The following is a 20,446-nucleotide window of genomic DNA, read 5'->3' as shown; positions in this document are numbered from 1 at the left end:
GGCAAATCTAAATCATTTCCGGACACAACCCAGGCCAATAAGTGGGTTAAATCTCATCAAGACTCGTTCTATGATTCCACTGATTAAGAAGGCAAGGGCAAGGTTTATTTTATGATGTATTAGGGAAGGTAGGTGATGGTTTTCGTCATAATGTATAGGATAGAGTAGGTAAATTTCGCCAATGATATACGATATGATAATAATTTTCAATATAATGATTGTAAGTAAAGGGGGAGGCCCCTTTACTTTTCTATCTGAATATTATTTTCTTTATTTGCGAATATAAAGTTACTACCAATAAAGGGCCAAATACTCCGCAAACAAAATAGACCAAGTTAGCTAACATCTCTCCGTCGGATGGAGCTCCAATATCATGAAGAGCGGAGGATGGAAGTTTGCCTAAACAGATGAGGATAAGAGTTCCAAGTTTGAAAAAAAGAAAATGTAGCGCAAGAATATGCAAGGTGTTTTCACCAATAAATTTAAGCATATTAACTACAGGTGTATAATTTATATGATATGAAATTCCGATAATAAATGCGATACTTATAAATGATAGTGATATAAAGAGAAATGGGTCAACTTCTCCATATAAATATAGCGTGGGTCGTAATGAAATGTATGACATCGCCATTATGGCGAAGCAGGGTATTAAAATACGACTGGATTTTAGGAGTTCCAATCCCTTGTTTTTAAACAAAAAACCAACGTAGAAGAAAGGAAGGTATACAAAAAATTGAGCGTTAGGAATGTATTTATTAAGATCTTGATTTTCCGATATGTATTTTCCTTTTACCAGCCACCATCCAATAAAAAATAAAACTATTACTAGAACACTTAGAAAGTCACCCTTTCTGTTAATAGGAGTGGTAACTCTATTAATAATATAAAAGACTATTTGCATTATTACCAATACTGGTATGAACCACATAGCGCCGGAAAGTGGTTCAGTTGGTATGGTTATTGATGTGATAATGGCAGTGACATAGTCCGAAGAAGCATACTCCATCGTATTTATTGGTTGGATGTTTAGATGCGTGAAGTAATTGTGAAGAAAAATAAACAGTAAAGAATATCCTACATATTGTATTATTATCTTCTTTCTGCTGAGAATGAAACTCAAAATACTAGTGGCATATTTGTTATAGTTGAAGAAGAAGCCAGATAAAAGGAAAAAACCTGCCACGTGATAAAAATAAAAAACCTCCCCAAAAGGAAAGTTTGCAATATGCCCGGCTACAACCGAAATCATTAGTAGGCCTTTGGCTACATCTAAGCTTTTATTCCTGTTAGATTGTATTTTCCTGGAGACTACAACGTTATTCAAAGTACACATCTGTTGAATCTTTTTGGTTTAAGTGAAGGTGAGACATTTTATCATGTTTTCTCTATTTAAATAAAGAGCATGAGTGTGCATTAAGTCCATGTCCGAAAGGATAAACTGATTGTTTGTTTTTAATATGTACAATCGACCGCTAATTAAGGATCAAGGGATATGGAACCGACCCGAAACCATTCGAGAATTTGGAAGCAAAATACCACTTAATGCATGAACTGGGGTATCAAAAAGGCATCATACGATCACGAATGATATCCGGTATCGCATTGATCTATAATGAATAATTAATTTTTTTACAAAAATGTTAAAAGCATGATACCATACTCCCCTATAGTATACAGGAGGGCGTATGCCGCATTCCCCGGAAGATAAAAAACGTATTCTTACTCGTGTACGTCGTATTCGTGGTCAGGTTGATGCACTTGAACGCGCGCTGGAGTCCGGCGAACCGTGTCTGGCTATCCTGCAACAAATTGCCGCTGTACGCGGCGCATCCAATGGCCTGATGGGCGAAATGGTCGAAATTCATCTGAAAGATGAGCTGGTCAGTGGTGAGACAACCCCGGACCAGCGTGCCATTCGCATGGCTGAAATCGGCCATCTTCTTCGCGCTTATCTAAAATAAACACCATCACCTCGCAATAATGGGAAGAGACAGATGAAATCACGTGCAGCAGTAGCATTTGGCCCCGGCCAACCGTTGATAATTGTTGAGATAGACGTCGCCCCGCCAAAGAAAGGGGAAGTGCTGGTTAAAATTACCCATACTGGCGTCTGCCATACTGACGCTTTTACGCTCTCTGGCGACGATCCGGAAGGTGTGTTCCCGGCGGTACTTGGCCATGAAGGTGGCGGTATTGTGGTTGAGGTGGGAGAAGGCGTCAGCAGCCTGAAACCGGGCGATCATGTGATCCCTCTGTACACCGCAGAATGCGGTGAGTGTAAGTTCTGTAAGTCCGGTAAAACCAATCTGTGTCAGGCCGTCCGCGCCACTCAGGGTAAGGGGTTGATGCCGGACGGTACGACTCGTTTCTCTTATAATGGCCAGCCGATTTATCACTACATGGGAACCAGTACATTTAGTGAATACACCGTGTGCGCAGAGATATCCCTGGCGAAGGTTAACCCAGAAGCACCACTGGACAAAGTGTGCCTGTTGGGATGTGGCGTCACAACCGGGATCGGGGCGGTACATAATACGGCGAAAGTCAAAGAAGGTGACACCGTTGCGGTATTTGGTCTGGGCGGTATTGGCCTCGCGGTTATTCAGGGTGCAGTTCAGGCAAAAGCCGGGCGCATTTTAGCGGTTGATACCAACCCTGAGAAATTCAAACTGGCAGGTGAAATGGGCGCGACCGATTTCGTCAACCCAAATGATTACGAGAAACCCGTTCAGGACGTGATTGTCGAACTGACTGATGGTGGCGTGGACTTCAGCTTTGAATGTATCGGCAACGTTAACGTAATGCGCGCTGCGCTGGAATGCTGTCATAAAGGGTGGGGCGAAAGCATCATCATTGGTGTGGCCGGTGCCGGTCAAGAGATCAAAACGCGTCCGTTTCAGCTGGTTACCGGTCGCGTCTGGCGCGGTTCGGCGTTTGGTGGCGTGAAGGGGCGTACACAGCTTCCAGGAATGGTCGAAGACGCGATGAGCGGGAAAATTCAGCTCGATCCCTTTATTACGCATCGTTTGCCGCTGGAGCAGATTAACGAAGCGTTCGATTTAATGCATCAGGGCAAGTCTATCCGCACCGTGATCCACTTTGGTGATAACTGATTCATTAGCCAGCGGATCCCTCCGCTGGCACTTTCCTGAATTTCTTTGAATTATGTTGTGAAAGTGTGATGAATGTTGCGCTTTTTACGGTAATCAAACTTCTTGAATTGCCGATGACTATCTAATGGGCGTGTTTTCACGCATTAACCCTACAAGAGAGTCGACGGTCATGGACAACACTAAATCGATGCAAGCCCAGTATAAACTGGGCTTTCTGCATCAAATCCGACTGGTTCCGCTGTTTTCCTCCATTCTCGGTGGCATCCTTCTGCTGTTCGCTTTAAGTTCCGGATTAGCAGCTTATTTCCTTATGCAGGCCGATCGCGATCAGCGTGATGTAACGAATGAAATTCAGGTCAGGATGGGGTTATCTAACAGTTCGAACCATTTACGTACTGCGCGTATCAACATGATCCATGCGGGCGCGGCAAGCCGCATTGCTGAAATGGATGACATGAAAGCCAATATTGCAGACGCGGAAAAACGGATTAAGCAATCGCAGGATGGTTTTAAGGCTTATATGTCTCGCGCGGTGAAAACACCAGCCGATGAGGCACTGGATGTAGAGCTGGGCACTAGCTTCAAGGCCTATATCGACGGCCTGCAACCTATGTTGAAATACGCTAAAAACGGGATGTTTGAAGCCATTATCAACCATGAAAATGAGCAGGCCAGACCGCTGGATTCCGCTTACAACAAAGTACTGTTGAAAGCCATTGAGCTTCGTACCGCCAGGGCCAACTTGCTCAGTGAGCAGGCCCATCAGCGTACTCAACTTGGCATGGCATTTATGCTCGGTGCATTTGTACTGGCGCTGGCACTGACAGTAATGACGTTTATTGTCCTGCGCCGTACCGTCATTCATCCTCTGTTGCGTGCTGCTCAGCGAATCGAGCAGATATCAACGGGCGATCTCACGATGCAGGATGAACCCACCGGACGTAGTGAAATTGGGCGTTTAAGCCATCATCTGCAAAAAATGCAACGTTCGCTGGTACAAACGGTAGGTACGGTGCGTCAGGGGGCTGAGGAAATCTACCGCGGCACCAGTGAAATATCGGCGGGAAATACTGACCTGTCATCACGAACTGAAGAGCAGGCTGCAGCCATAGAAGAGACGGCGGCCAGCATGGAAGAACTGACGGCTACGGTGAAACAGAATGCCGATAACGCACACCATGCCAGCAAACTGGCGGAAGATGCCTCAGGTAAAGCCAGCCGTGGCGGGCAAATGGTCTCTGGCGTAGTGAAAACCATGGGTAATATTTCGACCAGCTCGAAGAAAATCTCTGAGATTACCGCTGTGATTAACAGCATTGCCTTCCAGACCAATATTCTGGCGTTGAATGCGGCGGTCGAAGCCGCGCGGGCGGGCGAGCAGGGACGTGGCTTTGCGGTGGTGGCCAGCGAAGTGCGCACGCTGGCGAGTCGTAGCGCCCAGGCGGCAAAAGAGATTGAGGGATTGATCAGCGAATCCGTTCGCTTGATAGACCAGGGCTCTGGCGAGGTAGTGGCTGCTGGTAACACCATGACGGATATTGTCGATGCGGTTAAACGTGTGACGGATATTATGCTGGAAATCGCGGCGGCTTCCGACGAACAAAGCCGCGGTATTGTGCAGGTGAGTCAGGCAATTTCAGAGATGGATAAGGTGACTCAGCAAAATGCCTCGTTGGTCGAAGAAGCGTCGGCCGCAGCGGCATCACTGGAAGAACAGGCGGCGCGTTTAACGGAAGCGGTTGGTACATTTCGGTTACAGGGGAGCGTGATTAAACCGACTTTTTCAGCAGCGACGCCGGTTTACTCACCACCCAGCACAGTGAAGGCAGGTATGGATAACTGGGAAACGTTCTAATCAGTATAAAATCCGGTAATGCGGAACTGCGCATTACCGGATTTACCGTTACCTGTACGTTGCGCCAATGATGCCGCTTGCGCTAAAGGGTCCGGGCTTATAATTATCACAGGTTTTTTTGTTATCTGAAGTGCAGGTGAGTAGGGCTGCCATGGGAATATCTTTCGATGTAATAAAATCGCCGAAATTAATAGAGACTTCAGAGTTACTGTCATTGGCGGAAAGATAGGTTCGTGACGAACCGTGTTCGTATGAGATAGCTATGCCACGCCCGCCAGCCGCCCACCACCCGGAGGCGGCGTCGATAGTGTTAGCGAGGATCCCTAATCCTTTATTGTCATAGGCGGATTTTGTTGATGTCAGCTTCAGGGTAAGCCCAGAGGTATTTACGCAGCCGCTATTTTTCAGGGTAAAGGTTTTGCGCGGGCTGTCATTGCCAACATCACCGAAATCAATGGTGGTTGGTGAGGCTGTAAAATTGCAGGTTGGGGTTTCGAATTTAACGGTAAACGATGTGCTGTTGACGTTAATTCTCAGCTTTTCTTTGTCACCTTCATCAAGCGAACCGGCACGAAATGTTCCAATTAAGCCATTTTGAATGGGGTGGGCATCGCCCACAGCGGTAACTCTACCGTATTGCCAGATCTCAATCGTTGCGATGATATCACGATCGGTAGCATCTTTTTGATAATCGAACAGGCGCGTTTCTGTTGTTTCTGGGGGCAAATAAGCGATTCTATAGGCACCTGCGGTACTAATTCGTACGGAATAATATATCCCTGGGATATTTGTCGGCCAAAATGCCCTGTTGTGTTCTCCATAAAGACCGGATTTAACGCCTGCCGCATTTGAAGCCTCCGACCATCCATACCAGTCCGCCCCATCATTACCGGTGCCACACTCAAGCTTACCAATCTTAACATCCTGGAGTTCCCCTAAACTAGTGAGCCTGGTATTTGTAGGGTTGAAACTACGCACTTTCAATGTGCCTGCACTGAGAATTTGAGCTTGATTATCCGGGTGGAAACTACATTCAAAAGCCTGAACGTAATTTATCAGAACACTTAATCCCCATAGCCCCGCAGAAAAAAATAGACGTCTGGCCGTTGAACGTTTATGCATTGAATTGTGATTATTCATTATTTATAACTCACGCTGATTTTTACCTGGCTTAACACCCCGCCAGGTGTGACCGGTTTTGCCGGATTAATGATTTGATAACGCGCCTGAAACGTATATTCGGAATATGACGATTCGGAACCGATATACCGGGTGAAGTTAACCGCTGACGTGTTGTCTTTATTCAGTACATTGGTACTTTCATAAAAAACGACTACACCGATATTTTCCGCCGCAGACGTTGCCTTTACCCTGCCTGTTGGCCCGGTATATTCATTGGGGAATATTTGATTACCGCTAAGCTGAGCTTTCTGTGGTTGAAAACTGAGTATCAACGTTTTTTCAGCTGAGCCGGAATCGCAGCGCGCTTTCACCTGCAGCGGTTTGGTAGCAACATTGCCCGGAGATGTTGCACTCAGCCCCGCCCAGTTACCACCGGCAGAAAAGGCATTGATATTCAGATCGCCTAAATCAACATCAGAAGCGGTAATATCACAGGTTCCGGATACAATCTCGGCCTTTAGGGTTAATGTATTGGTTCTTCTATTGACATCCGACCATGATGGAGAGGACATCAGCAGCAAAAATACCAGCGTATATTTTTTTACTGTCATGTTCGCGCCTACTGATAAATCGTGGTAAAGGTCAACGTACCGTTAAAAATTCCTGTTTTAACCGTCGTTGACGAGGATGCTGGCCGTAAAACTAATGTTAAAGGGAGTTTTGCGTTAGTGCGTTCAGTACTGCTCCAGGTTATTTTTTCATTATTATTAGGATCAAGTGGAATTGCAGTGTTTAAATCGCTGGTACGATACAACACGGCAGCAACGCCCACCTCCCCACCTTTTAATTCGGTAGAGTATCCACTCCATGAAGCACTGGCCTTGGGTAACGTTTGTATCCAGTTCAGCGTTTGTTTGACCGTAGAACCTGAGCTAGTGATATAACAGTCGTTATACTGCAAAGAAAAATCTTTCCGCGTATTACTGCCCTGAGCCTCTATCTGCGACATCGTTAATGCGCCAAAATCAAGAGTCTGATTAACGGTGGTGTTTGAACCCACCGCAATACTGATATTGCAGGTTGTGGTCTGCAAAGTAGCTCGAAAATTGACGGTCACATAAGAAACCGCTGAAACAAAAGGGCAATTAAGGATTAAACAGGCCAACAGAATATTACGCATTGTTATCTCCCTGACTCTGGCATCTGACAAATTAAGCTATCCAGATGAATTGATTTACCGATCATCACCGGAGATGGCGGAATGTGATAATCAACATGACAACGGCTCTGGTTGTCATTTCCCCAGACCACGTTCAACCGCCCATTGTTTTCAATCCCTCGCAAAAAGGCTCGCCCGGCTTGCCCTATCGCCCCGACCGACTTACCTTGTTCATTCAGTACATCCGCACCCAGCGGGATGAAGCTGTTATCGCTGCGGCGAAGAGTGACAAAGACCGACTGGCCTGCTTCGGTAGCAAAAGTTACTTTCACGACAGCGCCTTCGCGAGGAACCACGGCAGCGGAGGTGTTTTTCACTTCCACATCGCTGGTCACCGTACTCAGATCGAGCCCCACGGTATTTTCTGCATACGGCGTCAGGCTGGTAGCGACGGCATAGCCAGCATGGTTGATTTCGCTATAGCCATTGGTAGTTGTAGCCCCGTCAGCTCCTTTAGCTTCAATCAAGGCAATGGCGGATTGGGTATCGACATTACCCGGTAACAGCGTTAAGCCGCCGCTGTGTAGCAACAACCCGCCATTATTATTTAGGGAATATTGCTGGTTGTGGTTTTTATCGACACTGGCAGAGAGGCTGGTGGTTCCTCGGGTTCCGTTGTAGGTGGAGTAGCCACTCACAGAATAGGTATCGTCGCTCCCGTTACTCTGGTTACCCATAGTACTGAGGCTGTAGTTCCATTTATTGTCTTTACTGTTTCCGCTGGCGGTGCTGGTAAAACCATTACTGTCGCTGAAATCGCTGTTCACGCCCATGCTCAAATTGGAAAAGAGCGGTTGCTGCCTGTCGTTACCGTTGCCGAAAGGAATATTGAAACCAACATACAGGCTATCGTTTTCTTCTCCCCATTCGTCGTAACTGCGCTGTAACGATACGTTCCAGGATATTGAACCGAAGGTGTTGCTGTAGCCGATGGAGTACTGTGATGTGTTGCCGGTTCCCCCCCAGTAGCTGATCCAGCTACCGCTGAGATAGAACGACCCGTAGTCTTCGTTGTTGACGGTCAGAGGTTGGTTGACGTTAACCTGAAACTCATTTTTTGAGTGGAGATAATTGTTGCGATACGCATTGTCAGAGCTGAGATCGTTTTCGTCAGCGTAATTGGCAATGCTATTCTGTAATGAGAGTGTATCGTTTAGCGAGAGGTAATCTTTGGTGCTGTAGCGATACGCGGTTAAGCTGAAGTTCGTATTGGTAGTGTCCAGAACATTGCTGTAAGTCAGCCGATAGCTCTCGCCTTGTAAATCGCCAACATCGTCCAGGGAGGCTCGGGAATGGATAGCGTCAAAGGCTATCGCCCCTAGCCGGGTATTGAGCGCCATCCCCAGCATACCGGCCTGATAATCACTTTCCATGACCTGAAGGCCACCATACAGGGTGAAGATGTCACTCAGACCATAATTCCCGTTGCCGGTGATGACCCACGGCGTGTCATTACTGTAATCATTGTCAATGGTACCGGTGGCGAAATCCCAGTCGACTTCCCCTTTGGTCATCAACTGTGCGACAGACGCGTAAGGTACGGAAAAAAAGCGCTTCGAACCATCGGCTTCTTCAACCGTTACATCCAGGTCAGCACCGTTGATTGCCACATAGTAATCTTTCAGCGCAAACGGCCCCGGCGGTACGGTCGTTTCATAGATAATGCGTGATTGCTGGCGCACCGTGATTTTGGCATTACTGTTTGCCACGCCATTGATCACCGGAACATAACGACCATCACGGGGATCCATACGTTCATCGTTATAGAGATGAACCCCTTTTATGCTCACGCTATCCAGCGCTTCGCTGATCGAGGTAACCTGACCCATTTCCAGCTGCGCCCGAATGGGCGGTAGGTCACGCTGCAAATAGAGATCGTAATTATCCCATGAGGCAGTATCGTCGTTAGCCCAGTTCAGTGCGCCGCTGGAACGTAAACGCCAGGCCCCCAGGTTAATGCCGTATCCTAATCCGAGGTAGCCAGTGTCGGACGTATCACTTTCATTTTCGCTATGATAGCCACTAAAGTTCCAGGTCAGTAACGCTGCTGGTATGCCGGAATCCCAACGCGCAGGGTTCACATAACCGACCGGATGGCTCACTAAAAAAAGCTGAGGAACTGTGAGCATCAAGACTTGTGAATTAGGATCGTAACTGATGCTGGAAGACGGGTAGTAGTCAGCCAGTACATAGCACTGTGCGTCGCCCTCTGTTGCTGCCGGTAGCCGGGAAATATCAATACTGGCCTCTTCCAGAAGCGTTCGCGTTAAACAGGGCGTCGCATTCGGCGTGTTATTTTCGATAAATTGAACGGCGGTGGTTTGTTGTGCCTTGCCATTAATCGACACGGAGACGGTATATGTCCCGGCCTTTACCGGGTTGCCATGCGCGTATTGAGCAACGTTAATCGTCGATTTGTTCCCGGCATTACCGAAAATAAAATCGTCGTTGAATTCAATATAGTTTTCATCAGCAAAAACTGACTGACAAAACCCGAACAGGATGAAGGTAGAAGCAGTAATTAGGCGTGTCGAAGTCTGCATTAATGCTATCCCTGCGTTTACTTTTTGGTGGCTTCCACATTGCCGCCGTAGTCATTGACGGCAGTCCATGAAATGGTATCCATCTGAGTTGATGTCAGTGATTTCACCGCATAGCGAGCGCTGGAAAACGGTGCAACCATATCAGGTTCGATGTTGTACTTTTTACCCCCGGAGGTGATCGTAGCGCCCACCAGAGAGACAAAATAAGGGGAGTCGTTTTTTGCCGTCGCCCAAACTTGTTTTTCTTGATTGGCCAGGCTCCATTGCAGGTGTTGAATGGCTTCGGCAGGTGAGCCGGGAAGGGAAATCGGGCGATAAAATACCTTGATGCGTGTTTTAAGCGCTATCTGCAGTTGATTTGATTTATCTGCATCTTTATTTTTTTTCGGGATCTCAAGCGCGTTAAACCAGTAAACGCTTTCGCGATCGGTCGGTAAAGGTTGCCCATCCCAGTTTAAACGTACGGTAAGACCCTGTTTCGGATCGACCCGGCTAACAGGAGGGGAGGCAATAAACGGCACATTTAATGCCTGTGGATCGACGTCTTCATGTCCGTCATCTAACCAGGACTGGATTAATAGCGGCTGTTGCCCCTGATTAACCATTTTGATTAACGCCTCTTTGGCATCTGAAGGGTAGATAACCCGGGTGGCATTAATAACAATACTGGCCGTTGATGGAGCGCTAAATGAAATAAATGTTGTAAATATAATTACGGTAAATATGTTTTTTATTGGCATTTTATTTATTTCTGCGTATAGACGCTGTAGCCCCCAGTTGAACGGGAGCTACAGAGAACATATTAAGATAACTAATTAAGGGTAGGTCGTTGTAAACGTTGTATTCGCTTTAACTGAGCCTATGGTTGGTGTGCCAGTACCTGAATATATATAACCTACTGTATAGTTAAATGCGGCACCATTGGTTGCACTGTAGGTTGCTTCGGATTGCGGTAATGCGGATTTAAAGTCGATGATGGTATTGGTTGCGGTATCCTGAACCCGGAAACCAGCATCTTTATCGCCAGACAGGTCGGTGTTTAACAGTGCCTGAGTGGTGCTGTTATAATTACCGGTCGTTGAGAATTGGCCTTTTACTTTCCCACCGTCGACTACCGATGCAGCGCAATTTTTGACGGTTATACCGAAGCTGGCTTTCTGGGCCGGGGTGCTGGTGGCTGCTTTCATAGACGGCACAGTAATATCATCGAGTTTAATCTCTTTGGATGTGCCTGCCCCATCAATGCTGACGTCGCAGGTTGATGTTGTAATATTTCCCGCGAAATCAATGTTTGCTAAGTCAGCAGCCTGAGCTTGCGTGGTAATACCTGCAACCAGAATGGCTGCAGCACTTAAAAAGCAAAGTTTCATTTTATTTTCCTTAATGGTGTTTTCCCAAGGGGCGATAATTACATAATGGGTATTAATTGGGGAATGATATTTTCTTGTTTAAATTGATTTTGGGATTTTATTTAGGGTGTTTTGCTAACAAGTGTGGTTCAACATTGATAAAATGTATTGAATCACGGAGTGAGGTAAATTTTATCTGTGCTTGCAAACACTGTTTTTTATTTTTTGAAAAGGTGCATTATGTAGTGGATTCTACTATTTACCTAACAGGGCTGAATAATGAATTATTGATTTTGATATTCATTATAATTATAGATGAAGGGCCAGACCCATGAAAGAATGAGTCTGACGAGGTAGTAGATTACAGCGGCATAGTTTTGCGAATGGCGTTAATAAAAGTTTGCGCCGTGCTGGAAAGAGGTGTGTCGATGCGAGTCAGTATGCCGATCGGTTCACCTGCACCCTGGGCTGGAACTGGTAAAGAAACCAGAGCTGCCTGGCGCAGGTCTTCACGTACTGCGCCGGAAGGTACAAACCATACATAGTCGTAATCAACCGTCAATTGGCGGGACAGTGAAGCTGACAACGTTTCGATACAGCCAGACGGCATTTTACAACCCTGGCTTTGTAGTAAGGCTTCTGCATGTTGCCTGGGGGCAGTACCTTTTGGTGAGATCACGACTGGCCACTCCATTACCCGACTCAATGTAATGGTTTCCTGTAATAGCGGATGGTTAGGGCGCACCACCAGTTTCAATGACTCAAGAAATAATAATTCGTAGTTCAGGCCGCTCATCAATTCTGGGTCGGCCATACGGCCAATACCGAGATCGATTTCCCCTGATTTTAAACCTGCCAGTATCATGGGGTTACTCATTGTGGCAACCTGCAGTGTGGTCTCCATTTGCTGTTTATGGAACTGACCGATTACGGTGGGCAGAATGCCCAGCGCAGCAGTAGGCAGCGCGCCAATACGGACAACATCATTTTGCGCTTCTTCTCTTTGGTTTAACGCCTGACCCGCAGTATTGAGCGCATCAAGCACTCTTACCGCATGGGTAAGAAACTGTTCGCCGGGTACCGTTAGCTGCGCGCCCAGACGACCGCGTTCAAAGAGTCTGGCTCCGGTCAGTTGCTCCAGTTCGTTGAGTGTTTTGGAGAGGGCCGGTTGACTCAGGTTGAGGGTTTCAGCTGCGCGCCCCAAAGTCCCCTGTTGTGCAACGGCTACAAAAGTATGAAGGTGGCGCAATCGAATGCGCTGATTAAACAGACCATTTTTTTCCATAAGCGATGTTAAAAACAGAGTCGTATCGGTGACAAGTGAAGTTGTTTGTTTTTGATAACCTGATAGCAAAATATTATTAACATTTATCATGTTTTAATTACAACTGATTTATTTTGCTTATGTTTTGTACAGCAGGCCAGCAATATGGTAGGGGGCGTTACCAGTCGTTATACTTTGCCTGTCATTCGTTTCCACGACATTCCTCATCACAAGGCACTGATTAATGATACATGTAATAGGGCACCTTAACCCCGATAGCGATGCAATTTGCACCGCTACAATGACCGCTCGCTGGCTCACTTTACGCGGTCAGCAGGCAACGGCATGGCGAGCGGGGGAAGCTAACCGTGAAACGCAATTTATTTTTAAGCATGCAGGACTGGCGCTGCCAGAACTGTTGACCTTTCCTCTGACCGATCAGGATGTCTGGCTGGTCGATTTTACTGAACCCGCGCAGGGGCCAGATTCGCTTCCTGAGAGTAATGTTGTCGGGATCATCGACCATCACCGTCTCGGTGGATTAATCACTCGTTTACCGCCGGAAGTCTGGGTGAAGCCCGTAGGCAGTAGCGCGACGCTGTTGTGGCAGTTGATGGCGGATGATGTACGTAGTCAACTTTCTCCTGCAGAGGCTATTTTGCTGCTAGGTGCAGTGCTGAGTGACACTGTCACGCTGCGTTCACCAACGACTACGCCCGACGATCGTCTGGCAGTGGAGGCTCTTACTCATAAGGCGGGGATTGATCTGGAGGCGTTCAGCCGTGATCTGCTGTCTGCCAAAACCAGCGTGGAAGGGATGAGTGCCCGGCAACTTCTCAATAAAGATATTAAAACGTTCAAAATTCATGGGCATCAGGTCTGTGTGGCGCAACTCGAGCTGTATTCACTAGACCAGGTTGACGCAGTGCTGGACGAGCTTCGCCAGGAAATGGTTCGCTACGCAGAGGAAAATCATGCCGCACTGGTCGTTCTGATGCTGACCGATATTAATCTGGGCGATACCAGTCTGTGGTTTGCTGGAACCGAACTTTCAGATGTGCCGCAACCCTGCAAGGTGGAAGGGATGTTAAGCCGTAAAAAACAGATGCTACCGTGGCTGGAAAAACACTTAAAACCGCGTCAGTAAGTTCCGTTAATCGTCGATGTGGGTGGGGGAATTTATGCGGGATCACACTTTGTAAATTCTTCCCACCGGACTGACTGGCGTTCTCTACACTCCAGGTAATATTCACTGGAGGCATGACATTATGGCGAACACCATCACGGCAGATGAGATTCGGGAACAATTTTCGCAGGCAATGTCAGTAATGTACCAGCAGGAAGTCCCGCAGTATGGCACGTTGCTGGAACTTGTCGCTGATGTGAATCTGGCTGTTCTGGAAAATAATCCAACGCTACATGAAAAACTGGCGAATGCGGATGAGTTAGCGCGACTTAACGTCGAGCGCCATGGCGCTATTCGGGTGGGGACGGCACAGGAACTCTCCACGCTGCGGCGAATGTTTGCCATTATGGGCATGTATCCCGTTAGCTATTACGATCTCTCTCAGGCCGGCGTTCCCGTTCATTCCACAGCGTTTCGCCCCATTGACGACGCATCTCTTTCGCGCAATCCGTTTCGGGTATTTACTTCATTATTACGGCTCGAATTAATCGAAAATGTAGCGTTGCGTCAAAGGGCTGCAGAGATCCTCGCGAAGCGCGATATTTTTACTCGCCGTTGTCACGAACTTCTGGATGAATTTGATGCCCAGGGTGCTTTCACGCCAGCACAGGCACGGGAGTTTGTGCATGAAGCACTGGAAACATTCCGTTGGCATCAGCATGCCACGGTTGACGAAGAGACCTATCACGCGCTGCATAACGAACACCGGCTGATCGCCGACGTGGTGTGTTTCCCCGGTTGCCACATAAATCACCTGACGCCGCGTACGTTAGATATTGACCGCGTACAATCGATGATGCCGGAATGCGGTATTGAACCGAAAATTCTCATCGAAGGACCTCCGCGTCGTGATGTGCCCATTTTGCTGCGCCAGACCAGCTTCAAAGCGCTGGAGGAAGCGGTGCTGTTTGCCGGGGAAATGCGCGGGACCCACACGGCGCGCTTTGGTGAGATCGAACAACGTGGCGTAGCGCTGACGCCAAAAGGCAGGCAGTTGTATGACGAACTCCTGAATAAAGCGGGAACGGGGAAAGATAACCTGACGCATCAGTTACATCTTCAGGAAGTGTTCAAGGCTTTCCCTGACAGCGAATTTCTACTGCGGCAGCAGGGGCTGGCCTGGTTCCGCTATCGATTAACGCCATCGGGTGAGGCGCATCGTCAGGCAATTCGACCAGAGGACGATCCTCAGCCACTGATCGAGCGTGGCTGGTTGGTGGCCCAACCTATTACTTACGAGGATTTTTTACCAGTCAGCGCTGCGGGAATATTCCAGTCTAATCTGGGCAATGAAACACAAGCGCGTACGCACGGCAACGCCAGTCGGGATGCGTTTGAGCAGGCGCTTGGTTGCGCAGTTTACGATGAGTTTGCGCTATATCGGGAGGCAGAAGAACGAAGCAAACGGCGATGTGGTTTGCTCTGATGGGATTTACACGGGTTTCAGTCTGTTCTCATCGACATAAAATATTTTCGATTTTGTACAGATAATCGGCGACCAACAATTGGATTATTAATGAATTTTGTCTAGAGTGAGCGGTCAGAAATCTGCACTCTCTTGCCGCTGATTAAGACCGGCGCGGGACCATTTACACGACCAGAAGGACTCACTTTCAGGCATGAATCGTAGACGATTTATTAAAGGTTCAATGGCAATGGCCGCCGTGTGCGGAACCAGTGGTATTGCATCACTCTTCTCCCGCGCCGCTTATGCGGCAGAAACTGACATTGCAGACGGAAAAACCGTACGTTTCGATTTTTCCGTTCTGCAGTCGATGGCTCATGATTTAGCGCAAAAAACGTGGGGTGGCGCACCGCGTGCATTACCTGACACGCTGGCTAAACTGACGCCTCAGGCTTACAACAGCATTCAATATGACGCAGAGCAGTCTCTGTGGAATAACGTTGAAAATCGTCAGCTCGACGCGCAGTTCTTCCATGTAGGAATGGGCTTCCGTCGCCGTGTACGCATGTTCTCGGTCGATGGCAGTACACATATGGCGCGTGAAATTCACTTCCGCCCTGAGCTGTTCAAATACAATGATGCGGGTGTCGATACTAAACAGCTGGAAGGGCAAACTGACCTTGGCTTCGCGGGCTTCCGCGTGTTTAAAGCACCAGAACTGGCCCGTCGCGACGTGGTCTCTTTCCTGGGCGCCAGCTATTTCCGCGCTGTGGATGACACCTATCAGTACGGTTTGTCGGCGCGCGGTCTGGCGGTCGATACTTATACCGACACCAAAGAAGAGTTTCCTGACTTCACCGCTTTCTGGTTCGAAACGGTTAAACCGGGAGCAACCTCATTTACCGTTTATGCTCTGCTTGATAGCCCAAGCGTGACCGGTGCGTTTAAGTTCGTGATCCACTGTGAGAAGACACAGGTGATCATGGATGTGCAGAATCACATCTATGCCCGTAAAGACATCAAGCAACTCGGTATTGCGCCGATGACCAGTATGTTTAGCTGCGGCAATAATGAACGTCGGATGTGCGACACCATTCACCCACAAATTCATGACTCCGATCGTCTGGCGATGTGGCGGGGCAATGGCGAGTGGATCTGCCGTCCACTGAATAACCCGCAAAAGTTGCAGTTCAATGCCTACACCGATAACAACCCGAGAGGGTTCGGGCTGCTGCAACTTGATCGTGATTTTTCACACTATCAGGACATCATGGGTTGGTACAATAAGCGCCCGAGCCTGTGGGTAGAACCGCGCAACCAGTGGGGTAAGGGCACCATTGGACTCATGGAGATCCCGACCACGGGTGAAACGCTGGATAACGTTGTCTGTTTCTGGCAGCCGGATAAATCGATCAAAGCTGGTGACGATCTGGAGTTCAAATATCGTCTTTACTGGAGTGCTCAACCACCTGTGCGCTCACCGCTGGCGCGCGTACTGGCTACCCGCACCGGTATGGGTGGATTCCCGGAAGGATGGGCGCCGGGCGAACATTACCCGGAAAAATGGGCGCGTCGTTTTGCCATTGATTTCGTTGGTGGAGATCTGAAAGCCGCTGCACCGAAGGGGATTGAACCGGTCATTACGCTCTCCAGTGGGGAAGCAAAACAAATTGAGATCCTCTACGTTGAGCCAATTGATGGCTATCGCATTCAGTTTGACTGGTATCCGACATCTGACTCAACCGACCCGGTAGACATGCGTATGTTCCTGCGTTGTCAGGGGGATGCTATCAGCGAAACCTGGCTGTATCAGTATTTCCCGCCTGCTGCGGATAAACGTCAGTACGTTGACGACCGCGAAATGCGCTAATTGCGTGCCCAGTGGCTCTCCTGATGGGGAGCCATATCTGTCATCTCTCCCAAAACCGTCTGTTCACTATTTACTCGATCCTGTTCTCATTTTTCCCTGGTTTAACCAGGTAAGCTGAGGATGTGTATTTGTTGTACACGTTCTTGACCACTAACAGGGAGAAAGTATGTTTCCAGAATACAGAGACCTTATTTCCCGACTGAAAACCGAGAACCCTCGCTTTCTGTCTTTATTCGAAAAACACAACAGCCTTGATCATGAAATTTCCAGACTGGAAGGTTCGGATGGTCGGGGATACAGTTTGGATATTGTTCGCCTGAAGAAACAGAAACTCCACTTGAAGGAAGACCTGCTCAAAATTTTGCAAAAAGAGAGTGTCAGTGAGGGCTAAATAGAGCTGCTCCGCTGTGTAAAAGGGCTTTCCGCAAGAATGGGAAGCCCTTCCTGTTTGGGGCTTAGTCGACAAGTACGCGTTTGTTTGTCGCACCCCAGAGAATCGACATTTCAGTGAACAGCGCGCCGCTAATTTCTTCAACTTCCTCAGCGCTAACCTGCGCATTCCCTTGTTTGCCAAATAACACCACTTCATCACCTGAAGCAACCTGTGGCAGATCGGTCACATCGACAATCAGCGTATTCATCGAGGTTTTGCCTAACACAGGTACCCGCTGGCCGCGGATCAGAACATGTCCTGCGTTACTGAATACGCGGCGGTAACCATCTGCATAACCCGCCGGGATATTGGCGAGCACGGAATTGCGTTTGAGGGTATACGTTCGGTCATACCCAACGGTATTTCCTTTCGGGTAATGGTTGACTGAAGCAATTGCAGATTTAAAGGTCATCACACGTTTATATTCAGTGCTGGCGATGGTATCGCCATAAAAAATTCCGCCGACACGCACCATATCCAACCACGACTCGGGAACAGTCAGCGTGGCGAAGGTATTAGCGACATGCAACGTGACCTCTTCGCGCTTAAGCCCGGTGATTTTGAGGACCTGTGCGGATTGTGAGTTGAAACGGGCCAGATCGCGTTTAACCACCGCAGCATCTTCTTCCGGGAAATGCGACATGAGCCCAACAATTTTCAGGCCCGGTAAGGCTGAAATTGCGCGAGCCTCTTCCAGTCCCGCCGCCGTACTGACTTCCAGACCATTGCGTGACATACCGCCAGAGTTCAGTGCCAGATGAATACGGATGGTTTTTCCTTTCTCCCGGGCAATGGCACTCAGGCGCTTAGCCATATCCAGGTTGCCTATCAACTCTTCGGTATCAAAATCTGCCGCCTGCCGCATCTCTTTTTCTGTTGCGTTTCGAACGCGCATGAGCTGCGATTTAAATCCTGACTGGCGGACGGTGCTGATTTCCTCATTGCTCGCGACGCCTATACATTGAACACCATTTTGCATCATTATTGGGGTCACTAACGAGAGGTCATGCCCGTAAGCATCTCCTTTCAGGATGGCGCACATGCGGGTTTTATCACCCAGCAGTTGCTGAACTTTGTGAACGTTATATTCCAGCGCGCTACGAGAAATTTCCAGAGTGGTATTATCCACGACCAGTTGCTTACTTACCGCATAGGGAACGGGGCTCGCCTGTGTATCAGTGGCGGGCTGGTGACAGGCGGTAATCAGTAACAGCGGGATCAGTGCTAAACGGCCCAAAGGTGCTGCCATGCTTGCTCCTTAGCAAAATAGTAGAGGTGTTGTTGTCATCATTACGGCTCCCCCTCGGCGGGGAGATGCCCGAAGAAATAGAGTAGCGGGTTATGCGCGGTATATTGTCTCTAAGTGATTGCTGTAACAGCATAAAAAAGTGTTATTCAAGGTGGTAATCAGATTAATATCAGCTGGTGCCAGTCAGAAATGCCCCTTTAACGATCGCAAAGGAGATATACATGCCGGAAATTATTAGCGTCAGTGAAACGCTGGAACTGCGTGCAGTAGAAGAACAACATGTTACGCCATTACATCAACTGGTGGTTAAAAATAAGGCATGGCTCCAGCAGTCGCTGAACTGGCCGCAGTTTGTTGGTTCTGAGGAGGACACGCGTAAGAACGTGCAGGGGAACATGATGTTACATCAACGCGGCTACGCCAAAATGTTCCTTATTTTTGAGCATGAAGATGTGGTGGGCGTTATCTCGTTTAATCAGGTAGAACCGCTGAACAAAGCCGCTTATATCGGTTACTGGCTGGATGAAGCTCATCAGGGGCAGGGTATTATGTCCCGGGCGTTACAGGCCTTTATTCATCACTATGCACAACGTGGAGAGATCCGACGTTTTACCATTAAATGCCGGGTGAATAACCCCGAGAGCAATAGGGTGGCGCAACGTAACGGCTTCTCGCTGGAAGGTTGTATGAAACAGGCCGAGTTTCTTAATGGTGTGTACCATGATGTTAATCTCTATGCCCGAATCATCGACAACGCCTCAGAGTAAGCCAGCCAGGGGCGTGCGCGTAATACGCTGTTCGCCGTTGATAACCTTAGGCCCGCGCAGATGAATAGCATCACCATCAAACGCCTCGACGTGGGCCTGCCCGTTAATTTCAACGCGATGTTCAATGAGCACTTCTCCCCGGATGCGGACATGACCTTCAATAAGAATGTTGTCATCGAGCAGGATCGGGCCACCACGTAGTTCGGCATGACCGCCGACCAGCACGTGGTGTTTCAGAACGCAGTTACCCTCAACCAATGCGTGCTCTGCCACTTGTGAGCTGTAGCGCAACGTCGGAATAGCATCTTCATCAACTCCGGCTAGTATGCGGGCGTGTCCGTACACTTTCGCACAATCGCAAATCCAGACATTATTTTCCTCATTGCCTTTTATAAGCGCAAATTCAAACACTTCAGCACGGTGTTCAATAAACGCGTAGCTGACACTGGCTTCGCCATAGATCTGCGCCTGATGTACAACACGAGAATTGCTGAGGGTAGCGCGGTCGTAGATTTGCAGAATCTGGTCGCTTTCACGGGTTAATCCTTTGGCCGCGATAATTTCACAGTGACACTCAATGCATGCATCGCCGGACAGCAGACACTCTCCCTGAACGAGAGAATCTTTAACTGTGACGTTGTCACGTATTTGTGCGCCGTGGCTTATCTCAGCGCGATCGATCCAGACTTCATCACCAATCTGTACGCCATCTCTGATAATGCTTTCCTGCGTAATACGGGCATTTCCTGAGATCGCCGCACCGGAGAACGCCAGCGCATTTTCATCGTAAATCCAGCAATTGCCGCTCTGCGCCAGTACGTTTTCATCGTCAATCCAGCCGCCTCGCGTCCCGGCTTTAACGTCATTAAAGTCAATAAGGGCGATAATCTGGCGTAGCAATACACTTTTTTTGTTGCCATTATCCTGATAACTGAAGGAGCGTGGCTCATCACTTAGGCAGTATTTAGTCATAGCCTCATTTCCATGTTGCGCACTTTAGTTAAACGTAGCAAAGTTTTCCACGCTGGCTAAACCGCCAGAAATTCCATAAAATGCATTTCAAATATA

Annotated in this window: 18 protein-coding genes; 8 read left to right on the top strand and 10 right to left on the bottom strand. The window is 48.2% G+C overall.

Annotated features, from left to right (window positions below):
- Positions 1 to 250: 250 nt before the first annotated feature.
- Positions 251 to 1,336 carry an acyltransferase gene (locus tag LG384_RS12015; protein ID WP_225760956.1) on the bottom strand — a complete coding sequence of 362 codons (1,086 nt, stop codon included), beginning with the start codon at positions 1,334 to 1,336 and terminating at the stop codon, positions 251 to 253.
- 352 nt (positions 1,337 to 1,688) lie between these two features.
- Here LG384_RS12015 and LG384_RS12010 point away from each other — a divergent pair, with 352 nt between their 5' ends.
- The 3 genes from LG384_RS12010 (at position 1,689) to LG384_RS12000 (ending at position 4,971) form a co-directional block, all read left to right on the top strand.
- Positions 1,689 to 1,964: a metal/formaldehyde-sensitive transcriptional repressor gene (locus tag LG384_RS12010; protein ID WP_045443410.1), complete on the top strand. Its 276-nt coding sequence runs from the start codon at positions 1,689 to 1,691 to the stop codon at positions 1,962 to 1,964.
- Between the two features lie 33 nt (positions 1,965 to 1,997).
- On the top strand, positions 1,998 to 3,116 hold the full coding sequence (locus LG384_RS12005) for an S-(hydroxymethyl)glutathione dehydrogenase/class III alcohol dehydrogenase (protein WP_225760955.1): 1,119 nt from the start codon (positions 1,998 to 2,000) through the stop codon (positions 3,114 to 3,116).
- A 169-nt stretch (positions 3,117 to 3,285) separates the two neighbouring features.
- Entirely contained in the window at positions 3,286 to 4,971 is a 1,686-nt protein-coding gene (locus LG384_RS12000; protein ID WP_225760954.1) for a methyl-accepting chemotaxis protein, read from the top strand.
- A 48-nt stretch (positions 4,972 to 5,019) separates the two neighbouring features.
- Here the strand turns inward: LG384_RS12000 and LG384_RS11995 are convergent, their stop codons facing one another.
- From LG384_RS11995 to LG384_RS11965, 7 genes are all read right to left on the bottom strand, one after another.
- On the bottom strand, positions 5,020 to 6,111 hold the full coding sequence (locus tag LG384_RS11995; protein WP_225760953.1) for a pilus assembly protein FimA: 1,092 nt from the start codon (positions 6,109 to 6,111) through the stop codon (positions 5,020 to 5,022).
- Positions 6,111 to 6,704, bottom strand: a complete 594-nt coding sequence (locus LG384_RS11990) for a fimbrial protein (protein WP_048221399.1) — start codon at positions 6,702 to 6,704, stop codon at positions 6,111 to 6,113. The genes LG384_RS11995 and LG384_RS11990 overlap by 1 nt, the downstream gene beginning before the upstream one ends.
- An 8-nt stretch (positions 6,705 to 6,712) precedes the next feature.
- Entirely contained in the window at positions 6,713 to 7,273 is a 561-nt protein-coding gene (locus tag LG384_RS11985) for a fimbrial protein (protein WP_048221400.1), read from the bottom strand.
- A 2-nt stretch (positions 7,274 to 7,275) separates the two neighbouring features.
- The gene (locus tag LG384_RS11980; protein WP_225760952.1) at positions 7,276 to 9,855 is read right to left on the bottom strand and encodes an outer membrane usher protein; all 2,580 of its coding nucleotides are present in this window, start codon (positions 9,853 to 9,855) and stop codon (positions 7,276 to 7,278) included.
- A gap of 17 nt (positions 9,856 to 9,872) precedes the next feature.
- Positions 9,873 to 10,595 (bottom strand): fimbrial chaperone, encoded by a 723-nt coding sequence (locus LG384_RS11975; RefSeq protein WP_071828949.1) that lies wholly within the window; start codon positions 10,593 to 10,595, stop codon positions 9,873 to 9,875.
- Between the two features lie 75 nt (positions 10,596 to 10,670).
- Positions 10,671 to 11,225: a fimbrial protein gene (locus LG384_RS11970; protein ID WP_048221402.1), complete on the bottom strand. Its 555-nt coding sequence runs from the start codon at positions 11,223 to 11,225 to the stop codon at positions 10,671 to 10,673.
- A 340-nt stretch (positions 11,226 to 11,565) separates the two neighbouring features.
- Entirely contained in the window at positions 11,566 to 12,489 is a 924-nt protein-coding gene (locus tag LG384_RS11965) for a LysR substrate-binding domain-containing protein (protein ID WP_045449629.1), read from the bottom strand.
- A gap of 223 nt (positions 12,490 to 12,712) precedes the next feature.
- On the opposite strand from LG384_RS11965, the gene LG384_RS11960 reads away from it, so the two are divergent.
- From LG384_RS11960 to LG384_RS11945, 4 genes are all read left to right on the top strand, one after another.
- The gene (locus LG384_RS11960; RefSeq protein ID WP_225760951.1) at positions 12,713 to 13,615 is read left to right on the top strand and encodes a manganese-dependent inorganic pyrophosphatase; all 903 of its coding nucleotides are present in this window, start codon (positions 12,713 to 12,715) and stop codon (positions 13,613 to 13,615) included.
- 121 nt (positions 13,616 to 13,736) lie between these two features.
- Complete coding sequence (locus tag LG384_RS11955) at positions 13,737 to 15,080, top strand: VOC family protein (RefSeq protein WP_225760950.1); 1,344 nt, start codon at positions 13,737 to 13,739, stop codon at positions 15,078 to 15,080.
- Positions 15,081 to 15,273: 193 nt separating this feature from the next.
- Complete coding sequence (locus LG384_RS11950) at positions 15,274 to 16,929, top strand: glucan biosynthesis protein D (RefSeq protein ID WP_225760949.1); 1,656 nt, start codon at positions 15,274 to 15,276, stop codon at positions 16,927 to 16,929.
- Between the two features lie 166 nt (positions 16,930 to 17,095).
- The gene (locus LG384_RS11945; protein ID WP_045443368.1) at positions 17,096 to 17,320 is read left to right on the top strand and encodes a YdcH family protein; all 225 of its coding nucleotides are present in this window, start codon (positions 17,096 to 17,098) and stop codon (positions 17,318 to 17,320) included.
- A gap of 64 nt (positions 17,321 to 17,384) precedes the next feature.
- Here the strand turns inward: LG384_RS11945 and alr are convergent, their stop codons facing one another.
- Positions 17,385 to 18,611, bottom strand: a complete 1,227-nt coding sequence (gene alr / locus LG384_RS11940) for an alanine racemase (protein WP_045443365.1) — start codon at positions 18,609 to 18,611, stop codon at positions 17,385 to 17,387.
- A 221-nt stretch (positions 18,612 to 18,832) separates the two neighbouring features.
- Here alr and rimL point away from each other — a divergent pair, with 221 nt between their 5' ends.
- Entirely contained in the window at positions 18,833 to 19,378 is a 546-nt protein-coding gene (gene rimL / locus LG384_RS11935; RefSeq protein WP_045443362.1) for a 50S ribosomal protein L7/L12-serine acetyltransferase, read from the top strand.
- Here rimL and ydcK read toward each other — a convergent pair.
- Complete coding sequence (gene ydcK / locus LG384_RS11930; RefSeq protein WP_225760948.1) at positions 19,370 to 20,350, bottom strand: YdcK family protein; 981 nt, start codon at positions 20,348 to 20,350, stop codon at positions 19,370 to 19,372. The genes rimL and ydcK overlap by 9 nt on opposite strands.
- Positions 20,351 to 20,446: the final 96 nt, after the last annotated feature.

The sequence above is a fragment of the Citrobacter sp. Marseille-Q3906 genome (assembly GCF_916618775.1).
Lineage (GTDB): Bacteria > Pseudomonadota > Gammaproteobacteria > Enterobacterales > Enterobacteriaceae > Citrobacter > Citrobacter murliniae.
This window is presented reverse-complemented; position numbering and strand designations above follow the sequence as displayed.